This window comes from Pseudomonas syringae pv. tagetis, from assembly GCF_022557255.1.
GTDB classification, from domain to species: domain Bacteria; phylum Pseudomonadota; class Gammaproteobacteria; order Pseudomonadales; family Pseudomonadaceae; genus Aquipseudomonas; species Aquipseudomonas caricapapayae.
Genome location: NZ_CP092923.1, coordinates 4,174,704 through 4,194,561, shown reverse-complemented (window position 1 = coordinate 4,194,561; position 19,858 = coordinate 4,174,704). Strand labels below are relative to the sequence as shown.

15 protein-coding genes, 4 tRNA genes and 2 pseudogenes are annotated in these 19,858 nt (G+C 59.3%); 13 read left to right on the top strand and 8 right to left on the bottom strand.

Features of this window, described 5'->3' with window-relative positions:
• Positions 1–168 precede the first annotated feature (168 nt).
• A complete protein-coding gene (locus MME58_RS18620) occupies positions 169–1,842 on the top strand; it encodes a DEAD/DEAH box helicase (protein WP_054987909.1) in 1,674 nt (557 codons plus the stop codon).
• A gap of 91 nt (positions 1,843–1,933) precedes the next feature.
• Here the strand turns inward: MME58_RS18620 and MME58_RS18615 are convergent, their stop codons facing one another.
• On the bottom strand, positions 1,934–2,701 hold the full coding sequence (locus tag MME58_RS18615) for a DODA-type extradiol aromatic ring-opening family dioxygenase (RefSeq protein ID WP_054987910.1): 768 nt from the start codon (positions 2,699–2,701) through the stop codon (positions 1,934–1,936).
• A gap of 101 nt (positions 2,702–2,802) precedes the next feature.
• On the opposite strand from MME58_RS18615, the pseudogene MME58_RS18610 reads away from it, so the two are divergent.
• A pseudogene (locus MME58_RS18610) lies at positions 2,803–3,448 on the top strand (thiopurine S-methyltransferase).
• Positions 3,449–3,812: 364 nt separating this feature from the next.
• On the opposite strand, the gene htpX reads toward MME58_RS18610, so the two are convergent.
• Both htpX and MME58_RS18600 read right to left on the bottom strand, forming a co-directional pair.
• The gene (gene htpX, locus MME58_RS18605) at positions 3,813–4,700 is read right to left on the bottom strand and encodes a protease HtpX (protein WP_003369784.1); all 888 of its coding nucleotides are present in this window, start codon (positions 4,698–4,700) and stop codon (positions 3,813–3,815) included.
• A gap of 264 nt (positions 4,701–4,964) precedes the next feature.
• Positions 4,965–6,176: a pyridoxal phosphate-dependent aminotransferase gene (locus tag MME58_RS18600; RefSeq protein WP_054987914.1), complete on the bottom strand. Its 1,212-nt coding sequence runs from the start codon at positions 6,174–6,176 to the stop codon at positions 4,965–4,967.
• Positions 6,177–6,366: 190 nt separating this feature from the next.
• On the opposite strand from MME58_RS18600, the gene msrB reads away from it, so the two are divergent.
• Together msrB and MME58_RS18590 are read left to right on the top strand one after the other, a co-directional pair.
• Positions 6,367–6,762, top strand: a complete 396-nt coding sequence (msrB, locus tag MME58_RS18595; RefSeq protein ID WP_054987915.1) for a peptide-methionine (R)-S-oxide reductase MsrB — start codon at positions 6,367–6,369, stop codon at positions 6,760–6,762.
• A gap of 150 nt (positions 6,763–6,912) precedes the next feature.
• Positions 6,913–7,398 carry a glutathione peroxidase gene (locus tag MME58_RS18590; RefSeq protein WP_054987911.1) on the top strand — a complete coding sequence of 162 codons (486 nt, stop codon included), beginning with the start codon at positions 6,913–6,915 and terminating at the stop codon, positions 7,396–7,398.
• Between the two features lie 6 nt (positions 7,399–7,404).
• Here MME58_RS18590 and MME58_RS18585 read toward each other — a convergent pair whose 3' ends face one another.
• Positions 7,405–9,756, bottom strand: coding sequence for a hybrid sensor histidine kinase/response regulator (locus tag MME58_RS18585; protein ID WP_055006783.1), 2,352 nt, complete (start codon positions 9,754–9,756; stop codon positions 7,405–7,407).
• An 80-nt stretch (positions 9,757–9,836) separates the two neighbouring features.
• Between MME58_RS18585 and MME58_RS18580 the strand changes: the two genes are divergently transcribed.
• Together MME58_RS18580 and MME58_RS18575 are read left to right on the top strand one after the other, a co-directional pair.
• The gene (locus tag MME58_RS18580; RefSeq protein WP_055006782.1) at positions 9,837–10,727 is read left to right on the top strand and encodes an ATP-binding protein; all 891 of its coding nucleotides are present in this window, start codon (positions 9,837–9,839) and stop codon (positions 10,725–10,727) included.
• The gene (locus MME58_RS18575; protein ID WP_054986345.1) at positions 10,724–11,206 is read left to right on the top strand and encodes a GAF domain-containing protein; all 483 of its coding nucleotides are present in this window, start codon (positions 10,724–10,726) and stop codon (positions 11,204–11,206) included. Before MME58_RS18580 ends, MME58_RS18575 begins: the two co-directional genes overlap by 4 nt.
• Before the next feature lie 54 nt (positions 11,207–11,260).
• On the opposite strand, the gene MME58_RS18570 is transcribed toward MME58_RS18575, so the two are convergent.
• The gene (locus MME58_RS18570) at positions 11,261–12,019 is read right to left on the bottom strand and encodes a hypothetical protein (RefSeq protein WP_054986344.1); all 759 of its coding nucleotides are present in this window, start codon (positions 12,017–12,019) and stop codon (positions 11,261–11,263) included.
• A 294-nt stretch (positions 12,020–12,313) separates the two neighbouring features.
• Here MME58_RS18570 and MME58_RS18565 point away from each other — a divergent pair.
• From MME58_RS18565 to MME58_RS18550, 4 genes are all read left to right on the top strand, one after another.
• A tRNA-Glu gene (locus tag MME58_RS18565) sits at positions 12,314–12,389 on the top strand.
• Positions 12,390–12,391: 2 nt separating this feature from the next.
• Positions 12,392–12,467, top strand: a tRNA-Gly gene (locus MME58_RS18560).
• 100 nt (positions 12,468–12,567) lie between these two features.
• Positions 12,568–12,643, top strand: a tRNA-Glu gene (locus MME58_RS18555).
• A gap of 4 nt (positions 12,644–12,647) precedes the next feature.
• Positions 12,648–12,723, top strand: a tRNA-Gly gene (locus tag MME58_RS18550).
• An 84-nt stretch (positions 12,724–12,807) separates the two neighbouring features.
• On the opposite strand, the gene MME58_RS18545 is transcribed toward MME58_RS18550, so the two are convergent.
• Together MME58_RS18545 and MME58_RS18540 are read right to left on the bottom strand one after the other, a co-directional pair.
• Positions 12,808–13,236 (bottom strand): cupin domain-containing protein, encoded by a 429-nt coding sequence (locus tag MME58_RS18545; RefSeq protein WP_054986343.1) that lies wholly within the window; start codon positions 13,234–13,236, stop codon positions 12,808–12,810.
• A gap of 167 nt (positions 13,237–13,403) precedes the next feature.
• Positions 13,404–14,126 carry a pirin family protein gene (locus tag MME58_RS18540; RefSeq protein ID WP_054986342.1) on the bottom strand — a complete coding sequence of 241 codons (723 nt, stop codon included), beginning with the start codon at positions 14,124–14,126 and terminating at the stop codon, positions 13,404–13,406.
• Positions 14,127–14,313: 187 nt separating this feature from the next.
• Between MME58_RS18540 and MME58_RS18535 the strand changes: the two genes are divergently transcribed.
• From MME58_RS18535 to MME58_RS18525, 3 genes and pseudogenes are all read left to right on the top strand, one after another.
• Entirely contained in the window at positions 14,314–15,234 is a 921-nt protein-coding gene (locus MME58_RS18535) for a LysR family transcriptional regulator (protein WP_055006781.1), read from the top strand.
• A gap of 104 nt (positions 15,235–15,338) precedes the next feature.
• Entirely contained in the window at positions 15,339–16,331 is a 993-nt protein-coding gene (locus MME58_RS18530; RefSeq protein WP_054986348.1) for an ABC transporter substrate-binding protein, read from the top strand.
• Between the two features lie 28 nt (positions 16,332–16,359).
• A pseudogene (locus MME58_RS18525) lies at positions 16,360–18,629 on the top strand (molybdopterin guanine dinucleotide-containing S/N-oxide reductase).
• Positions 18,630–18,636: 7 nt separating this feature from the next.
• Here MME58_RS18525 and MME58_RS18520 read toward each other — a convergent pair.
• Complete coding sequence (locus MME58_RS18520; protein ID WP_054986347.1) at positions 18,637–19,842, bottom strand: acyl-CoA dehydrogenase family protein; 1,206 nt, start codon at positions 19,840–19,842, stop codon at positions 18,637–18,639.
• Positions 19,843–19,858: the final 16 nt, after the last annotated feature.

The window sequence follows — 19,858 nt, the reverse complement described above, 5'->3', positions numbered from 1 at the left end:
GAAGCCAGCTTCGGTTGCTTGTTCGCACAGCGGACTAGCCTGGACGATCCATTCATCCAACGTTTTCGCAAATCCCCGCCGACAAAGCAGCCAGGGTGACCTCAAGGTCGTACACGGCACGCGCAGCTTTGAAGCATGGGTCTTTGCGGATGCACTAGAGGCAGACCCATGACCCAGGAAATCGGCGGCTTCGCCGCTCTCGAACTTCATCCAAATATCGTTGCAGCAGTTGTCGCCACCGGCTACGAAGAGCCTTCGGCCATCCAGCAGCAATCGATCCCGATTATTCTCGCCGGTCACGACATGATTGGTCAGGCGCAAACCGGTACGGGTAAAACCGCTGCGTTCGCACTGCCTATCCTGCATCGTATCGACCCGAGCAAGCGCGAGCCGCAAGCACTGATCCTGGCCCCGACCCGCGAACTGGCACTTCAGGTTGCCACCGCGTTCGAGACCTACGCCAAACAAATGCCGGGCGTGACCGTTGTAGCGGTCTACGGCGGCGCGCCGATGGGCCCGCAGCTCAAGGCCATTCGCAACGGCGCACAGATCGTCGTCGCAACTCCTGGCCGTCTCTGCGACCACCTGCGTCGCGACGAGAAAGTCCTGGCAACCGTGAACCATCTGGTTCTCGACGAAGCAGACGAAATGCTCAAGCTGGGCTTCATGGACGACCTTGAAGTCATCTTCAAGGCGATGCCTGAAACCCGCCAGACCGTACTGTTCTCGGCCACACTGCCGCAGTCGATCCGTGCCATCGCCGAGCGCCATCTGCGCGATCCGAAGCACGTCAAGATCCAGACCAAGACCCAGACCGTTACCGCGATCGAGCAGGCTCACCTGCTGGTTCACGCTGACCAGAAGACCTCGGCTGTTCTGAGCCTGCTGGAAGTTGAAGACTTCGACGCCCTGATCATGTTCGTCCGCACCAAGCAGGCGACCCTGGATCTGGCAAGCGCTCTGGAAGCCAAAGGCTACAAGGCTGCCGCACTGAACGGCGACATCGCCCAGAACCAGCGCGAGCGCGTTATCGACTCCCTCAAGGATGGCCGCCTGGACATCGTTGTGGCGACTGACGTTGCTGCCCGCGGTCTTGACGTTCCGCGTATCACCCACGTTTTCAACGTGGACATGCCTTACGATCCTGAGTCCTACGTTCACCGTATCGGCCGTACCGGCCGTGCAGGTCGCGAAGGGCGCGCACTGCTGCTGGTAACTCCTCGCGAGCGCCGCATGCTGCAAGTGATCGAGCGTGTGACCGGCCAGAAAGTTGCGGAAGTCCGCCTGCCGGATGCCCAGGCCGTTCTGGATGCGCGCATCAAGAAACTGACCAACAGCCTGTCGCCGCTGGTCGCTGATGCCGAATCGACTCATGGTGATCTGCTGGATCGTCTGACTGCCGACATCGGTTGCAGCCCTCGTGCCCTTGCTGCTGCATTGCTGCGCAAGGCTACCAACGGTCAGGCGCTGACTCTGGCGGCTATCGAGCGCGAGCGTCCACTGGTTCCGAACAACGCTCCGCGCGGTGATCGTCCTGAGCGCAGCAGCGACCGTGGTGATCGTCCTGAGCGTGAGCGTCGTGCGCCGGTTCCATTGGCCGAAGGTCGTGCTCGTTGCCGTACCGCGCTGGGTGCGCGTGACGGTATCGCCGCCAAGAACCTGCTCGGTGCCATTCTCAACGAAGGCGGCCTGGCCCGCGAAGCGATCGGCCGGATCCAGGTGCGTGACAGCTTCAGTCTGGTCGAGTTGCCGGAAGATGGTCTTGAGCGTCTGCTGACCAAGCTCAAGGACACCCGTGTCGCCGGCAAGCAGCTCAAGCTGCGTCGCTATCGCGAAGACTGATCAGCCATTGAGCTGATGGGTCAATAAAAAATCCCCGACTGGTTCGGGGATTTTTTTGCGCTGAATTCAGGTAGGCGGGCGTTTTTCTGCGTCAGTCGAACCGATAGATGTCCATCCCGAGCGCGCCCATGGTGAAGCCTTGATGGGCAATGCTGAAGGCACCGCCCGCGCCCCTTGCGAAATACAGCGGCAGCAGGTGTTCGTCACTGGGGTGTGCTCGTACCGCATGCGGCGCGAGAGTGCGGTAGCGGTGCAGGGCGGCCTCATCGTTGTTGCGCAGCTTGTCGATCATCCAGTCACGAAACTCGACGGCCCAGGGCTCGACCCTTTCGGGTCCAGCATTCCAGTCCAGATCGTACAGGTTATGCGTGATACTGCCGGAGCCGACAATTAGCACTCCCTGTTCACGCAGGCTGGCCAGTGCGCGCCCTACGTGTGTCTGTAACTCGGGCCCCTGGCGGCTTGGCAGCGAAACCTGCACCACCGGAATATCGGCGTCCGGGTACATCAGCGACAGTGGCACCCAGACGCCATGATCGAACGGTCGCCTGCTATCGACGCGTGCAGGCAGGCCGCTGACGGCCAGTAATTCGACTATTGTCCGGGACAGTTCCGGCAGGCCTTGCGCCGGGTATTGCACCGCAAAGAGTTCAGCCGCGAAACCGCCGAAATCATGCCATGTTTCGGGCTGCGGATTGCTGTTGACGGTGAGTTCATGGCTCTCCCAGTGAGCAGAGACCATCACGATGGCGCGCGGCCTTGGCAGGCTGGCAGCCAGTTGCCTGAGAGCGGGGCCACTTTTGCCGGGCTCCAGCGCAAGCATGGGCGAGCCATGGGAAATAAACAGGCTGGGGAACATTCAAAGCTCCAGAATAAAGGGATGACTTATAGTCGGCCATTTCTATGATCTAAATCTAATATAAGTTCTGGTGCTTTTTTATCGGATTTTCGGGAGGTTTCATGCAGGCTGATTTTTGGCTGCAACGCTGGAGTGCCGGGCAGATCGGTTTTCATCAGTCGCAGGTCAATCAGGACCTGCAGCAATACTGGTCGTTGCTGAAGGTTGCCACAGGGACGCGGGTTCTGGTGCCGCTATGTGGGAAGAGCGAGGACATGAACTGGCTGATCGGGACGGGGCTGTCATGTGGTGGGTGTCGAGCTGTCCAGGGCGGCGGTCGAGGGTTATTTCAGTGAGCATGGCGTGCAGCCGGACATTACTGCGCAGGGCGACTTCAACGTCTATTCTGCGCAGGGTATCGAGATGTGGTGCGGTGATTTCTTTGCGCTGACAATGCGCGACATTGGCCATTGTGCGGCTTTTTACGACCGCGCCGCCATGATCGCCTTGCCGGTGGATATGCGTGAACGCTATGTGCGGCAGCTTGAAGCGCTGATGCCGCAGACGTGCAGCGGCTTGCTGATCACCCTGGAATACGATCAGCACCTGCTCGAAGGCCCGCCATTTTCCGTGTCGTACACATGGCTGCAGAGGGTCATGTCAGAAGACTGGGATGGCGGGCAGGACGCGTTGCAAAGCAGCCCCAAGGCGTTGAAGGCCGGATTGGAGCGTATGGATGAGCACGTGTATGTGTTGGAGCGCCTGTAACTCTGAGAGCACAAGCCTCCGGACTCTCACTTGCTTTGCTGTGCGTTGAGTCGATTCCGGGAGGCAGCACAACGTCATGCCTTGTCCCTGGTCAGTGCAAGTCAACGCGCTTTTTTATCGCGATGGCACTGATCACGCAGAGTGCGACTTGAGTGACGGCTGAGTCCTGGCGCTGATCCGGGGGATCGCCGCACCGTGCCATTCATGGCCCGACGAAGTCGGGCCGAAAACGGAGTGGCCCCATCAAAGTAAGTCGCCGAGGGGCGAAAAGGTGACCGGAGTCGAACCTCTTTTCACCTGACAAGGAAGCCAGCGTCCAGGACTGCGTCCCCGCGCGGAGCCCGGGAACGATGATCCTTGTGATTCAACCGCGGCGGCGTAGCGCCTCGATACGTTGCTCCAGCGGCGGATGGCTCATGAACAGGCCTGCAAGGCCTTTCTTGAGTCCGGCGTTGATGCCGAAGGCGGTCAGGCTGTCAGGCATGTTCACCGGTACGCCCTGTTCGGAGCGCAAGCGTTGCAGCGCCCCGATCATTGCACCTGTACCGGCCAGGCGGGCACCGGCGTCGTCAGCGCGGAATTCACGTTTGCGCGAGAACCACATGACGATCGCGCTGGCCAGAAAGCCCAGCACCAGCTCGGCAAAGATCGTCGTGATGTAGTAGGCGATACCTTGGCCGTTCTCGGTCTTGAAGATCACCTTGTCGACGAAATTACCGATGATGCGGGCGAAGAACATCACGAAGGTGTTCACCACACCCTGCACCAGCGCCAGTGTGACCATGTCGCCGTTGGCAACGTGGCCGATTTCGTGCGCCAGCACGGCCTTCACCTCATCGGGCGAGAACCGCTCGAGCAAGCCCTGGCTTACCGCGACCAGTGCATCGTTCTTGTTCCAGCCCGTGGCGAACGCGTTGGCTTCATAGGCCGGGAAAATACCGACTTCCGGCATTTTTATGCCCGCATCGCGGGACAATTGTTCAACGGTCTGCAGCAACCATTGCTCATGGCGGGTACGAGGCTGACTGATGATCTGAGTACCGGTGCTCATTTTCGCCATCCACTTGGAGATGAACAGCGAGAACAGCGAGCCCGCGAAACCGAACACAGCGCAGAAAACCAGCAGCTGATTGAGGTTCAGATCAACCCCGTTGGCCGCCATGAACCCATTGAAGCCGAAAAGGCTCAGGGTGATGCTGGCAATCAGCACGACCGCAAGGTTAGTGGCCAAAAACAGCAAAATGCGCATCATGGTCGAAACGTTCTCCTCAGATAAATATTTAACTCGATGCCGGGTATATAAGGGGATGCCCGCTGCTATTCAACAGGGGGACTATTTCAAACTGTGTCCTCTTGTCGCAATCAATGTTAATCCCGCCAGGCTGAACGGCGCCTGAGCCAGAGTGGTCGATGCCTGAAGGGATGTGGGCTGGGTGGATACGCTGTTTCGGCAGGGCAAAAATAAACTGCCCCGAACAGGTCGGGGCAGGGAGGCAGAGCGAGCGGCTGGGTCTGGTTACTGACGATAACCCTTCAAAAAGTTGCCGATACGGCCAATGGCCTGTTCCAGCTCGTCAACCCGTGGCAGGGTCACGACGCGGAAGTGGTCAGGGTGCGGCCAGTTGAACGCAGTGCCCTGAACTACCAGCAGTTTTTCGGAAAGCAGCAGGTCGAGGACAAACTTCTCGTCGTTGAAGATCGGGCAGACCTTCGGGTCAATGCGCGGAAACGCATACAGCGCGCCCATGGGTTTGACGCAACTGACACCAGGAATATCGTTGAGCAGCTCCCAGGTGCGGTTGCGCTGTTCCAGCAGACGGCCGGGTGGCAGGATAAGATCGTTGATGCTCTGATAGCCACCCAGGGCGGTCTGGATAGCATGCTGGCTCGGCACGTTGGCACACAGGCGCATGTTGGCCAGAATGTCGAGGCCTTCGATGTAGCTCTGTGCGTTATGTTTTGGCCCGGAAATGGCGATCCAGCCGGAACGGAAGCCTGCGACCCGATACGACTTGGACAGGCCGTTGAAGGTCAGGCACAGCAGGTCCGGGGCCAGCGAGGCGGTGCAGACATGCACGGCGTCGTCGTAGAGGATCTTGTCGTAGATCTCGTCGGAGAACACCACCAGATTATGCTGGCGAGCCAGCTCCAGCATGCCCAGCAGTACCTCGCGGGAATACACCGCACCAGTCGGGTTGTTCGGGTTGATGATCACCATGGCTTTGGTATTCGGGGTGATTTTGGCCTTGATGTCTTCCAGGTCCGGCCACCAGTTGGCCTGCTCGTCGCACAGGTAATGCACCGGGCTGCCGCCGGACAGCGCCACGGCCGCTGTCCATAGTGGATAGTCGGGTGCCGGGACCAGCACTTCGTCGCCGTTGTTGAGCAGCGCCTGCATCGACATCACGATAAGCTCGGAAACACCGTTGCCCAGATAGATGTCTTCGATGCCGACGCCTTCCACCTGCTTCTGCTGGTAATACTGCATGACGGCTTTACGGGCGCTGAAAAGGCCCTTGGAGTCGCTGTAGCCCTGCGCAGTCGGCAGGTTACGGATCACGTCCTGCAGGATTTCGTCCGGCGCCTCGAAACCAAACGGTGCCGGGTTGCCGATATTCAGCTTGAGGATGCGGTGGCCTTCCTCTTCCAGGCGTTTGGCGTGCTTGAGCACCGGCCCGCGAATGTCATAACAGACGTTTGCGAGCTTGTTCGATTTGTTGAACTGCATGGTGATGATCCCGAAAATGGACGAGCTGTTGCCGGCTTGCAATGAAGGTCGCAGCATGTTCGCCATGAAAATGGGTTTGTATGCGACAAACGCGGGTGCCAGACTGACGTCTGACCTGGCGCAATCATACGTGCCACCTGATCTGTGGAAAAGGTACAGATCGGGGTTTTTCGAATTCGGAGGTGTACCTGTGGACAAGTTGCAGAAAACGCTCGAAGAGTGGAAAGAGATGCTCGACCCGGCGCAGTACAACGTTTGTCGCCTGAAAGGGACTGAGCGGCCGTTTTCCGGCAAGTACAACGATACAAAGACCGCGGGCATCTATCACTGCATCTGCTGCAATGAGCCGCTGTTCGATTCCACTACCAAGTTTGATTCCGGATGCGGCTGGCCGAGTTTCTATGCGCCGCTCGAGGGCAGTGCGGTGGTCGAGGTTCGCGATATGAGCCACGGCATGATTCGTACTGAAGTGGTCTGCGCCAAATGTGATGCGCACCTGGGCCATGTGTTTCCCGATGGTCCGCCGCCGACCGGGCTGCGTTATTGCATCAATTCGGTCTGCCTGGACCTGGTGCCACGCGCCTGAGGGCGATGCGGCACGGCGGCATGCAACGGTTGTGGGGCTTATCTATCCGTATCAATACCGGGAATCCGCGTGCGCCGCGTACCGTCTCACGCTAACGTCAGTGCTCATGTTCCCATCCCGCACTGCACCTTGAACTCGAGGCCATCCTTGATGAGCGAAAACCTGCTGAGTATCCCGGTCACTACGATCAAGGGAGAACAGAAAACCCTCGCCGATTACGCTGGCAAGGCCGTACTGGTGGTCAATACGGCCAGCAAATGCGGATTCACGCCTCAGTACCAGGGCCTGGAAAAGCTCTGGCTGGACTATAGGGATAAAGGGCTGGTGGTGCTGGGTTTCCCTTGCAATCAGTTCGGCAAGCAGGAACCGGGTGACGAGGGCGCGATCTCCGGGTTCTGCGAGCTTAACTACGGGGTCAGCTTCCCGCTGTTCAAGAAGATCGATGTGAACGGTGCCAATGCTCACCCTTTGTTCGTTCGGCTAAAACAGCAGGCCCCGGGTCTGCTGGGGACCGAGCGGATCAAGTGGAATTTCACCAAGTTCCTGATTGGCAGGGATGGCACGCTGGTCAAGCGCTTTGCGCCTTTGACCAAACCCGAGGAGCTGACCGGCGAAATCGAATCGCTACTGCGCTGAGCCCGCTCAGCCGACGCCATTGAGGGGGATCCACTGATCCAGGATGCTGGCCAGTTCGGCGCGGCGGAACGGCTTGGCCAGATAGTCGTTCATGCCTGCTGCCTTGCAGCGCTCACGCTCATCGGGCATGGCGTTGGCCGTAAGGGCTACGATCGGCAGATTTGGCCAGCGGCCGCTGCTGCGGATCTGGCGGCTGGCTTCGTAGCCGTCCATGACCGGCATGTTGCAATCCATCAACACCAGATCGAAATGGCCTTGCTCCAGTTGTTCCAGAGCCTCGCCGCCATGGCTGCTGATAATCACTTCGCATCCCAGCTTGCCAAGTATGCCCTTGGCCACCAACTGATTGACCGGGTTGTCCTCCACCAATAAAACCCGCGCCATACGCTGAGCGGTTTGCTCTGGCGCTCTGGTGTCCCTGACGCCTGCTTCCTCCTGACCCAGTACGCGTCGCAGCGTATGGTAAAGCGCGTTGCGGGCCAGTGGCCGGGCCTGCTGTTGCAGAGGGGCGAGGGCGGTAACCTGTTCGCCTGGCATGAAGTTGCCGTAGGCAGTGACCAGCAGGATCGGCACCGGTGTGCTCGGGCGGATCGCAAACAGGCATTCGGGGCAGTCGGTAATGACCAGGTCCGGGCTGCTGTCGAGGTCCACATCCTCCGGGCGATCGTCAATGCTGCGGCGCTTGAGATCGACCCCCCAGGACGGCAGCAGGCTGCCGAGAAGTTCTACCAGTCCGCTGCCTGCCGAGCTGACCACGGTAACCCGGCCCCTGAGCGCGGTCTGAGTGACCGCGGGCACGTGCACCGGCAACGGCAAATCAGCGCAGAACTGGCTGCCGAAACCGGACTGCGACTGGATACTCAACGTGCCGTTCATGGCCTCGCAAAGGTTGTTGGTCAGCGCCAGGCCCAGCCCCGTACCGCCATACTGTCGAGTGATGGCGGTTTCTGCCTGAGTGAAGGGCTGGAAGATTTTCGCCTGGGCGTCCTGCGCAATGCCGATGCCGGTGTCGCGCACTTCGATGCGTACCCGGTTCTCTCCGGAGTCGGCGTCCTTATGGTGAGTCAGGCGCACATCCACACGCCCGAAACGGGTGAACTTGAGTGCGTTGGACAGCAGGTTGCTGACGATCTGCCGCACCCGGGTCGGGTCACCGGTGACCATCGCCGGAAAGTCCGGAGCAATCAGACAAGTGAGCTCCACGCTGGGGGCTGCGTTCTGTGAGAGCAGGTTGGCGGTGTCCTCGATCAGCACTCCCAGGTCGAAAGGAATGCGCTCGATTTCCAGGTGACCGGCATCGAACTTGGACATGTCGAGAATATCGTTGAGCAGCTCGACCAGCACCTTGCCCGAATCATGGGCGATCATCAGTTGCTGGCGTTGCTCGGCACTGAGCGGGCTGTCCAGTGACAGGGCCAGCATGCCCAGCAGGCCATTGAGCGGCGTACGGATTTCGTGGCTCATGTGCGCGAGAAAAGCCGAGCGCGCATGCGCCATGTCCAGCGCCGTACTGCGTGCTATCTGCAGTTCCTCATTGGATTCACGAAGGCGCATGTTGCTGGCCTTGAGCTCGTTGGTGCGTGCCGAAACGATATTTTCCAGCTCGTTGAGATGTTCGGTCAGCCGGTCTTCGGCCATGCGCCGTCTGGAAAACTCGCTGCTCATGGTTTCGAACTGACGATTGAACGTGGCGACCAGTACGCCGATTTCATCCTGCTCATGATAAGGCGGGCAGGTTATTTTCCCCTGGTCGGGATCGCGCGGATCGCGACTGCTCAGCTCGCGGATCACCCTCACCAGCGGCTTGGTCAGGGTGGCGTAGAACAGAATGGTCAGAATACCGGCCAGCGCCAGACTGCGAACGAATCCGTTGAGCAGGGTGATCTCGGCACGTTGCAGAAAGTGGCTGCCGAAAGCGAAGGTGTCCACGGTCAGGTACAGTGTGCCGATGGTTTCATCCGGCAGATGGTTGAGGTGCAGTTTTTCCTGAAACTGTCGGCTCTCCCCGAACAGCCAGTCGCTGAAGACCCGATAACGTCCTGTCGCCATGGGGCGGTCGACGCTGGAGAGCACCGCGTCATTGTTATCGGTCAGTCTGGCACTCACCACGGCAGGGGAACGCAGCAACCCGAGCGTGAGCTCCTGAGCCAGCTCTGAGTCGATGTTGTAGGCAATGCGTGATGCCGGGTTCTGAATGATTTCCAGCAGCGACTTGATTTCGCGATTGATGGACGCGTCTTCGCTGGCATAATCGATCGCAATCTGGAACAGGCTCAGCAGGGTCCCCAGCGCGAAGCCGATCAGTACGGCAAGACGCGCCTGCTTGAACGAAAGCCTGTTTTTGAGCGATATATCCATGAGTACTTACTGCCACTTCTGGTTGGCCAAGCATAGCTGATAGGCACTGCTGACCAATCAGTTAAATATAAGGAGATCCCGTGGATTCTCGGTTGGATGCTTTTTTGCAACGCGCCGATGCAGTGCTGGCACGCCTGGAGCCGTTGCTGCCAGCGTTGCGCGAGCCGGTTGACTGGTCGCAGGCGCCGGCCGCGCGTTGGGTGCAAGAGGGGCGTAGCGGCTATCTGATGCCATTGCAGGTGAGCCTGGATACGCGTCTGACCGATCTGATCGGTGTCGACCTGCAGCGCGATCAGCTAGGGCGCAATACACGCCAGTTCATCGATGGCCTCCCAGCCAATCATGCGTTGCTCTGGGGCTCGCGCGGCACCGGCAAATCGTCCTTGATTCGCGCTCTGCTGGCTGAATATGCCTCGGCCGGTTTGCGCCTGATCGAGATCGAGCGTGATCATCTGGGCGACCTGCCTCGGGTGGTCGAGCAATTGCACGCACTGCCGCAGCGTTTCGTGCTGTTCTGCGATGACCTGTCCTTCGAGTCGGGTGAAGGTGATTATCGCGTGCTGAAAAGTGTACTCGACGGTTCGCTGGAGCAGGCACCTGACAATGTGTTGCTGTATGCGACGTCCAATCGCCGTCATCTGGTGCCCGAAAAGGAAAGCGATAACGTTGACTGGAAGCACGTCGACGGCGAATTGCACCCCAGTGAGGCCGTGGAAGACAAGATCGCATTGTCTGACCGGTTCGGTCTGTGGCTGTCGTTCTACCCGTTCACTCAGGAACATTATCTGAATGTGGTCGAGCACTGGATCACGCAACTGGCAGACAAAGCCGGCTTGCAATGGCAGCGCGACGAAAACCTTGAAAAAGCCGCGATTCGCTGGGCGACCGCGCGAGGTAATCGCAATGGCCGCTGTGCCTTTCAATTTGCACGTTACTGGGTAGGACTTGAATTGTTGGAGCAACATACATGATTGATTTGCAAACTACCGGCGCTGGCCTGGATGGCTACAGTCTGCTGGCCGCCCAGCTTGAGTCGTTGCTGGCCGACGAGCGCGACTTCGTCGCCAATGCCGCGCAGTTCTCTGCGTTTCTCTATACGCAGATCGATGACCTGAACTGGGCTGGCTTTTATCTCAATCGCGATGAAGAGCTGATACTGGGGCCGTTTCAAGGGCAGATAGCGTGCGTACGCATTCCTTTCGGCAAAGGCGTTTGCGGAGCCGCAGCGCAAAGTCGGCAAACCCAGCGTGTTCAGGATGTTCATGAGTTTCCCGGACACATCGCCTGCGACAGCGCCTCGAACAGCGAGCTGGTGGTGCCGCTGGTCAAGGACGGCCATCTGATCGGCGTGCTGGACCTGGACAGTCCAAGTGTGGGGCGTTTCAAGGAGGAGGATCAGGCGGGGATCGAACGTCTGGCCGCTATCTTTCTGGCATCGACCGACTGCTGAGCCGGTCGGCCTGCCGCTGCCCGGAACCTGGTTCCGGCAGCGGCGGGGGAGTCATCAATCGTAGATGACTTTCTTCTTCCATTCGGATTCTGTTTCGTCTGCTTTCAAGCCTTCGGTCAGCGCGTTGTCGTCGTCTTCGGAAGGCGCAGTGTTGGTCAATACCATCGAGTTGGCGCGGGCCAGTTGTTTTTCCATCGCCAGCAAGTGCTGTTGATAAGTCACCGGGTCCGGCTGATTGCGCAAATACTGTACGCCGCGTTCGAACGCCAGGCGAGCCTGGCCGGGCTGGTCCTGGCTGAGGGCCATCTGTCCGAGGTTATTGAAGAACTCGATGTGCAGCGTAACCAGAATGGTGCGGATCTCACGGATCCAGTGTTTGGCCTCGCTGGTTTGCAGGAAGCCATCATGCGCAGCGCGGGTCACCTGGCCATGCAGGGCTTCAAGCAGGAAGCGCACGTCCTTGGCCTTGGCTTCGGTCTGAATCGGCGTGACCGGGTTGGGCACGTCAATGCGCTCGCCTTTGCCGATCTGTTCTTCCAGCTCGCCAATGCGATGCTTGAGCTGAGCGTTGCCCTTGTCCAGGTTCAGCATGCGCTGGACGACGTTGAGTTCCAGGCGGGTGAGCAGCAGCTTCAAGGCTGGCGACATCAACTGGCCGGGAAATACTTCGGTGATCTCGCTGCAGCGACGCAGGCGATCACTGAGCTCAACCTTGGTACGGGCCTTTTCCAGTTTGCCGTTTTCAGCGACGTGATTCAGGTAGCCGATCGCGATAAGCAGTGCGATACCTGCTACTACCATCAGCGTGATCATGAGTGGAGTCACTGTGCAAACCTCATTTGTTCAATTAGTTTTAGTGCGAGTGTAGTGGCTAAGCACTACTGCGCATAGATGTCCCTCCTGGAGTTTGTCGGCATCTCTTCTATATAGATTAGGCAGCCGAGCGATTGGCGACAATCGGTCGGCGTCCGAACGACATCGAAGTTATTGATTTAAATAAATTTTCAGATGGGGGTTGACGACCCCCCAAACCATCCATAGAATGCGCGCCACTTACAGCGTAAAGCACACAGCGTAGCGCAAATAAGTAGTGAATGTTGTACGTGTGTCCCCTTCGTCTAGTGGCCTAGGACACCGCCCTTTCACGGCGGTAACAGGGGTTCGAGTCCCCTAGGGGACGCCATTGCGGGAATAGCTCAGTTGGTAGAGCACGACCTTGCCAAGGTCGGGGTCGCGAGTTCGAGTCTCGTTTCCCGCTCCATTTTTAAGCAGCTTTGCTTCACGGCAGGGTTGAGTGAAACCAGAACACATCTCCGGATGATGTCTGGAACTGAAACACACACCATTGTGTTTCAGGCAGTGTCCCCTTCGTCTAGTGGCCTAGGACACCGCCCTTTCACGGCGGTAACAGGGGTTCGAGTCCCCTAGGGGACGCCATATTGCGGGAATAGCTCAGTTGGTAGAGCACGACCTTGCCAAGGTCGGGGTCGCGAGTTCGAGTCTCGTTTCCCGCTCCAATTTCACAAAAACGCCGCTCATCAGAGCGGCGTTTTTGTTTGTGCGTTTTGACATCTCCATAAAGATTTTTTCTTCCCTTATGGTCAGTCCTCGCTCTGGCTCGACGCCAGTAATTCGTCGAGCTGCGGCAGCAAGGTCACGCTTTCCTGTTCATTGGAATCGGTACGTGCTACCAGAACCGTTGCTTCTCGCTTGCTACTGCGGTTATAGGGCACATGCGGCATGCCCGCCGGAATATAAAAGAAGTCGCCTTCCTCTACGATTGCATGTTTTTCCAGCGACTCTCCATACCAGCAGCCTGTCGCTCCACGCAGTGCATAAATAGCGGTTTCATGCTCCTGATGCTTGTGTGCCTTGCCTTTGCCTCCTGGCGGGATCGTCAGCAGTTGCATATGGATATGCCGGGCACCGGCACTTTGTGCAGAGATGCCGACTTGATAATCCAGCCCCTGTTTGCCTTGAGCGGTCTGAGCGGGTTTCAAAAGGACACAATCAAGTTGATCACTGGCCACGGTTTTCTCCTCGTCTGATGCTCGAACGAGCTTGTCCACTGAGCCCGCTGCCCGATCAAGGCAGCGGGCATTGAACAATATGCCTGATGGGCGGGAGTGTGGCGCAGGCGTTGGCGTCGATCAAGTGAAAGAAACGCCATGTCGGTATCGATGTCTGGTGTGATGCATCAAGGCATTTGCGGCAGTTCATTGGGTCGCATATCAAACACCAGCACTTCTGCGTCAACGCCCTCGCTCAGGCGTATGGCCTGTTCGTTACGCACGCGCACCCCATCTCCTTCACCCAGTTGCTCGCCATTGAGCACCACACTGCCACGCGCAACGTGCACGTAGGCATAGCGGTTGGCCGCCAGCTCCAGGGTCGCGGTTTCATCTCCATCGAACAGGCCGGCATACACCCGGGCGTCCTGGCGCACCTTGAGCGCACCGTTCTCGCCTTCCGGCGAAATGATCAGTTGTAAACGACCGCGCTTCTGTTCGGCACTGAAGTGCTCTTGCTGGTAGTTCGGCGTTGCGCCTGCAACGTTCGGCACAATCCATATCTGCAGAAAGTGCACGCCCTCGGACGGCGAGTGGTTGAACTCGCTGTGCGCCACGCCGCTGCCGGCACTCATCAGTTGCACGTCGCCAGGGCGAATCACCGAACCGGTGCCCAGCGTATCCTTGTGCTCCAGAGCACCTTCCAGCACGTAAGAGAAAATCTCCATGTCGCGGTGTGGGTGTTGGCCAAACCCCTTGCCTGCAATCACGCGATCGTCGTTGATCACCAGCAGGTCGGAAAAACCCTGTTCCTGCGGGTTGCGATATCCGGCAAAGGAAAAGGTGTGAAAGGATTTCAGCCAGCCATGATTGGCTGCGCCGCGGTCGGAAGCTTTGCGAAGAGTCAGCATGATTCTTTCTCCATCCGTTTATCGACGCTGCACATTCAGCAATCGATCAAGTGAGACAGAGACTACGGGTTATCGACTGTCACAATAAGTCCTTGAAAGGCGAATGACTGTCTCGCTGTGGTTGACAGTGCGCGCTGACGCGTTACGCTTTGTCGCATAGCATTTTGCGTTTACCCAGGCCACGACCATGAACCCTTTTGAAGACATGCGGATTTTCTGCCAGGTCATGGAGTCCGGCAGCTTCACGGCGGCGTCCGACAAGCTGGGCCTGTCCAAACAATTTGTCAGCCGCCGCCTTATGCAACTGGAGGCGCGGCTGGGCGTGCGTCTGCTCAACCGCTCTACGCGACGTCTGGATGTCACGCCCTTGGGTCAGAGTTATTACGAATCAGCCGTGCGCCTGCTGGCCGAGGTCGAACAGGTCGAGCAGGGGATTGCCGGGCAGAATAACGAGCCGCGCGGCACCCTGCGCCTGAGTGCGCCGCTGTCGTTTGCCGTCGCGCATCTGGGATGTCTGCTGCCACTGTTCCTGGAGCGCTATCGCGATGTCGCGGTGGAAGTGGACTTGAGTGATCGTGCGGTGGATGTGATCAGTGAAGGCTACGATCTGGTTCTGCGTATCGGGGTGCTGGAAGACTCCAGCCTGATCGCCCGACGCATCGCGTCGATCGACCGGGTCTACTGCGCCAGTCGGGCCTACCTGGCCAAGCGTGGCACGCCGCAAAAACCTGACGACCTGCATGCCCATGATTGTCTGCCCTATGGTCACAGCCGGCAGGCGCAATGGCGTTTTCAGTGGCAGGGCAAGCCATTGACCCTGAACGTCAGCGGGCGGATGCGCGCCAACAATGGAGAACTGCTCAGAGACTCGGCGATGGCCGGGCTGGGCATCACTTATCTGCCGACGTTCATCGTTGGCGCAGCGCTGCGCGAAGGCAGTCTGGTACGAGTGCTGGATGACCTGCGCCCCGAGCCATTGACGTTGTCGGCAGTTTACCCTCAGCACCGACAGGCCTCACGCCCGGTGCAGGCCTTCGTCGATTTCCTGCGTGAGCGCCTGGAGTCAGGTATCGAGCTTAATGATCCGCAAGGCCGAGGTCATCACTGAAGCGGCTTTAGATGATTTTTTTGCATCTTAGGCTAGAACAAAAATGAATTTAGCTAATTTTTGTCCGGGTGGTAGGGTCATTGCCGATCACGTCGTTCTGTCCGATGCCTCTGGAGACCCTGCCCGTGCCGACACTCATTATCCGCTGGAGCCAACGCCTGTTGACGGGGCTGGCCCTTGTCCTTGTGGCCGCGCTGAATACTCAGGCTGCCGATCTCATCGTCGGTGATCAGAGTTACAGCGCCCGGACCGTCATGGAAGCGGCCGGTGTACTCAAGGATCTTCCCTACGAGCTGGAATGGAAGCAGTTCACGGCAGGCTCTCCGGTTGCAGAAGCATTGAATGTCGGCAGTCTGGATATCGGCTTGCTGGGTGATTCGCCCGCGCTGTTCATGGGCGCGCTGGGTGCTCCGATCAAAGTGATCGGCGTGTCGCGGCAGAATCTCGAGGGTGTTGCGATTGTGGTGCGCAAGGATTCGCCGATCAAAACCGTCGCTGATCTGGCCGGCAAGAAGGTCGCCATCTGGAAAGGATCGTTCAGCCAGCAGTTGACGCTGACTGCGCTGGACAAGGCGGGTGTCGCCCGCGATGCCGTGGATTATCGCTACCTTGGCGCACTGGACTCTTCCCATGCACTGGACGGTGGCTCGGTGGATGCCATTGCGACCTGGGAGCCCTATGTCACTCAACAGGAGCGTCAGGGCGCACGGATCATTGCGACCGCCGAGGGACTGATCCCTGCGCAAAGCTTCATTGTTGCCAACGATCAGGCGATCAAGGACAAGCGTGCGCAGATCAGTGATTTCCTGCAACGCCTGCAAGCTGCCCGCGCCTGGTCGGTCAGTGATCCACAGCACAATGAAATCTATGCCAATGCCTGGGCCGCGCTGACCAAGGCCGATGCACAAGTGGCGCGCCGCTGGTTTTCCCGGGCTCAGGTCGTGGTGGTGCCGATTACCCCGCAAGTGGTGGCCGGCGCACAGCAGACCATCGATTTTTTCAACAAAGCAGGGCTGACCAGGCGCTATCCTGCTGCCAGCGTATTCGACGAATCGTTCAATGCGGTGTTGGACAGCCAGACGCAGGCCGCCCGCTGAACGACTGTTTTGTCCGGGAGCCTTTACCATGAGCCTTACATCATTGCACTGGGGCGCCTATCGCCCGCAGGTCAAGGGCGGAAAACTGGAAGCACTGTTGCCTGCGGAATGGGACCAGGACCCGTCACCGATTGGCGATTCGGTTGCCGACGCCATAACCTCGCCCACTCGCATCATGCGCCCGGCGGTACGTCGCAGTTTTCTTCAACAGGCAGGCGGGCGTCCCGATTTGCGCGGACAGGAACCGTTTGTCGAGGTCTCTTGGGACGTCGCACTGGATCTGGTCGCCAGTGAGTTGCAGCGTGTCAGGCACGAGCATGGCAACCGGGCCATCTTCGGCGGCAGCTATGGCTGGGGCAGCGCAGGGCGCTTTCATCACGCGCAAAGCCAGCTGCATCGTTTCCTCAACTGCATAGGCGGTTATGTATTCAGTACCGACAGCTACAGCCTGGGTGCCGGACGCGTACTGATGCCGCACATCGTCGGCAACATGGACTGGCTGCTGGCGGCGCATACGTCCTGGAAGAACCTCGCCGAACACTGCGAGCTGTTCGTTGCCTTCGGTGGTCTGCCGGCCAAGAATGCGCAGACCAGCCCCGGCGGTGCCAGTGATCACCTGCTGACCGACGCGCTGCAGCGCATGTCTGACGCCGGTGTGGAGTTCGTCAATGTCAGCCCGTTGCGTGATGATCTGACTGGCCCTGAGCATAACCAGTGGCTCGCTGTACGACCAGGCAGCGACACGGCGTTGATGATGGCGCTTGCCTGGGTATTGATCAGCGAGGGTCTGCACAACGAGGATTTCGTCCAGCGCTACACCGTGGGCTACGAACGCTTTCGCGATTACCTGCTGGGTGTACCGACGGCCAGCCGAAGGACCCGCGCTGGGCCGAGGCATTGACCGATATCCCTGCGCAGCAGATTGTCGCGCTGGCACGGCGCATGGCCAGCAAGCGCACCATGATCAACGTCGCCTATTCCTTGCAGCGTTCGCTACATGGCGAGCAACCATTCTGGATGACCGTTACCTTGGCCGCGCTGTTGGGGCAGATAGGCTTGCCCGGTGGCGGTTTCGGGTTGGGTTACGGCTGCATGAACAACACCGGCAGTGGCCGCAAGGCGTTTTCCGGGCCGCGTTTTTCCCAGGGCAGCAACCCGATCAAGGAGTTCATTCCGGTCGCGCGGGTGACGGATATGTTGCTCAACCCCGGTACACCCTTCGATTACAACGGTCAGCAACAGACTTACCCGGACATCCGCCTTGTGTATTGGGCGGGCGGCAACATCTTTCATCATCATCAGGACCTCAATCGGCTGCTCGAAGCGTGGCAGCGGCCGCAAACCATCATTGTTCATGAACAGTTCTGGACCGCTCAGGCGCGCTATGCCGATATCGTGCTGCCGGCCACCACGGCGCTGGAGCGCGACGATATCGGCAGCTCGGCCTCTGACCGCTTCATGATTGCCATGCAACAGGCCATCGAGCCGGTGGGCGAGTCTCGCGATGACTATTCGATTCTGTCCGGGCTGGCCCGGCGGCTGGGTGTGGCAGATGCGTTTACCGAAGGTCGCGATGCGCGCGGCTGGCTGCACTTTATCTATGACGAGTCTCGGCAGCGGGCCGAAACGTTCGGTATCACGCTGCCTGATTTCGAGCAGTTCTGGCGTGACGGTGTGCTGGAAATAGACTATCCGCAAGCCGACACCGTGTTGCTCAAGTCCTTCCGCGATAACCCTGATGCGCACCCATTGCCGACACCGTCCGGACGCATCGAGATATTCTCCGAACGCATCGCAGGCTTTGTCTATGCCGATTGCCCCGGCCATCCGGTATGGCTGAACAAGCCAGCGCCGACCCATGCGCTGCACCTGCTGTCCAATCAACCGAAAACCCGCCTCCATAGCCAGTACGACCACGGCAGCTACAGCCGGGCTTCTAAAATTCAGGCGCGCGAGCCGCTGACCATTAACCCGCACGACGCCCAGTCGCGAGGGCTGGTCGATGGTGACGTGGTCAAGGTCTTCAACGAGCGGGGGGCGTTTCTGGCCGGGGTGATCGTATCGGATGGCATTCGGCCCGGCGTGGTGCAGATAGCCACCGGTGCCTGGTTCGATCCACTGGTGCCTGGCGAGCAGGGCAGCCTGGAAAAGCATGGGAATCCCAACGTGATCACTCAGGACGTCGGTGCGTCCAGCCTGTCGCAAGGCTGTGCGGCGCAGACTGCGTCGGTGGAAATCGTCAAATGGGCAGAGGCATTGCCGCCAGTGACGGCGTTCGAGCCGCCGTCCTTGCTCTGAAAAGGTGTTACCGACCGCTTTGCTGGTCTTTGCTGCGCGCCGCAAAAGCGGCCTTGCCCACGCCCATCAGCACCGCGTCGTTCTGCGGTGTATGCACCCGGCCGCACAGGACATTACGGTAATGGCGCTGCAGCGGGTTACTGCGTGAAAGTCCTGGATTTCCGGACGCTTCTATAGCCAATCCCACCGCGCGGATCGCATTGCCGGTTACCAGGTATTTGATTTGCGCGGCATGCTGTGCCGACGTATAGCCATGGGCCGCAGAGTGCAGCAGACTCTGGTTGGCGAACAGCAGCGTGTCGATCTGCCCGACTGTTTCCTGAAAGCGTGGCAAGGTCGACAAGGCCGCGCCGAGGTTGGATGGCGTGCGCTGCTCTAGCCAGTTCACCAACCAGTCGCGTGCGGAGTGGGCGATGCCGTCATAGACCGACGACAGCAATACCGACATCCACAGCATGCCCGCCCCATCAAGCTCGGATTGCGGAGCGCTCCACGGGCTCACGCTGACGGCGTGGTCGAGCGGCACCCGCACGTTGTCGAATCTGACTTCGTGGCTACTGGTGGCGCGCATGCCCAGATGATCCCAGTCCTCGATGATTCTGATGCCCGGTGTGTCCTTGTGGACCAGCCAGCTGCCCACCAGCGGATCATCGTCATCGCTGCGTGCCCATACGGCAAACCAGGTCAGGCCATGACTGCCGGTGGAGTAGATCTTGCTGCCGCTGATGTGCCAGCCGTTGGCGCTGCGGCGGGCGATGGTGCCTGGCAGACCGCCGCGCGCCGGTGTTCCCAGGTCGGGCTCCACGCGCAGGGCATTGATCAGCGCCCCATCGCGTACCGCTTCCTCGGCGACCTGTACGCGTAAATGGCTCGGCCAGTTGCGGTTTTCTTGCAGCCTCGAATGCTGCAGGTATTGCATAACCAGAATCAGCGCCGTTGAAGGCTCGCCTTTTGCCACCGCGCTGACCACCTGCTGCGCACGCGGCAGATCGGCACCGCCGCCGCCCAGTTCGGTCGGCACGGTCAGGCCAAGCAGGCCATGGGTGTGCAACAACTCGAAGTTGGCATGAGGGAATTCGGCGCTGATGTCGTACTGCTCGGCGGTTTCAGCCAGGGTGGCGGTCAGCGCAGCCAACCGTTCGCCGAAGTCTTCGGCCGACTCGAGTGACGGGACATGCTGGCGCTGGGTCGGGCGCAGGGTCGAGAGTGTCATGCGGGGGTCCTTTTCG

Bases quoted from the DNA above. Each gene is read 5' to 3' on its own strand.
- htpX (WP_003369784.1), bottom strand. From the start codon at position 4,700: ATGATGCGCATTTTGCTGTTTTTGGCCACTAACCTTGCGGTCGTGCTG.
- MME58_RS18590 (WP_054987911.1), top strand. From the start codon at position 6,913: ATGAGCGAAAACCTGCTGAGTATCCCGGTCACTACGATCAAGGGAGAA.
- MME58_RS18570 (WP_054986344.1), bottom strand. From the start codon at position 12,019: ATGATCACGCTGATGGTAGTAGCAGGTATCGCACTGCTTATCGCGATC.
- MME58_RS18540 (WP_054986342.1), bottom strand. From the start codon at position 14,126: ATGCTGACTCTTCGCAAAGCTTCCGACCGCGGCGCAGCCAATCATGGC.
- MME58_RS18600 (WP_054987914.1), bottom strand. From the start codon at position 6,176: ATGCAGTTCAACAAATCGAACAAGCTCGCAAACGTCTGTTATGACATT.
- MME58_RS18585 (WP_055006783.1), bottom strand. From the start codon at position 9,756: ATGGATATATCGCTCAAAAACAGGCTTTCGTTCAAGCAGGCGCGTCTT.
- MME58_RS18620 (WP_054987909.1), top strand. From the start codon at position 169: ATGACCCAGGAAATCGGCGGCTTCGCCGCTCTCGAACTTCATCCAAAT.
- MME58_RS18575 (WP_054986345.1), top strand. From the start codon at position 10,724: ATGATTGATTTGCAAACTACCGGCGCTGGCCTGGATGGCTACAGTCTG.
- MME58_RS18615 (WP_054987910.1), bottom strand. From the start codon at position 2,701: ATGTTCCCCAGCCTGTTTATTTCCCATGGCTCGCCCATGCTTGCGCTG.
- MME58_RS18535 (WP_055006781.1), top strand. From the start codon at position 14,314: ATGAACCCTTTTGAAGACATGCGGATTTTCTGCCAGGTCATGGAGTCC.
- MME58_RS18530 (WP_054986348.1), top strand. From the start codon at position 15,339: ATGCCTCTGGAGACCCTGCCCGTGCCGACACTCATTATCCGCTGGAGC.
- MME58_RS18520 (WP_054986347.1), bottom strand. From the start codon at position 19,842: ATGACACTCTCGACCCTGCGCCCGACCCAGCGCCAGCATGTCCCGTCA.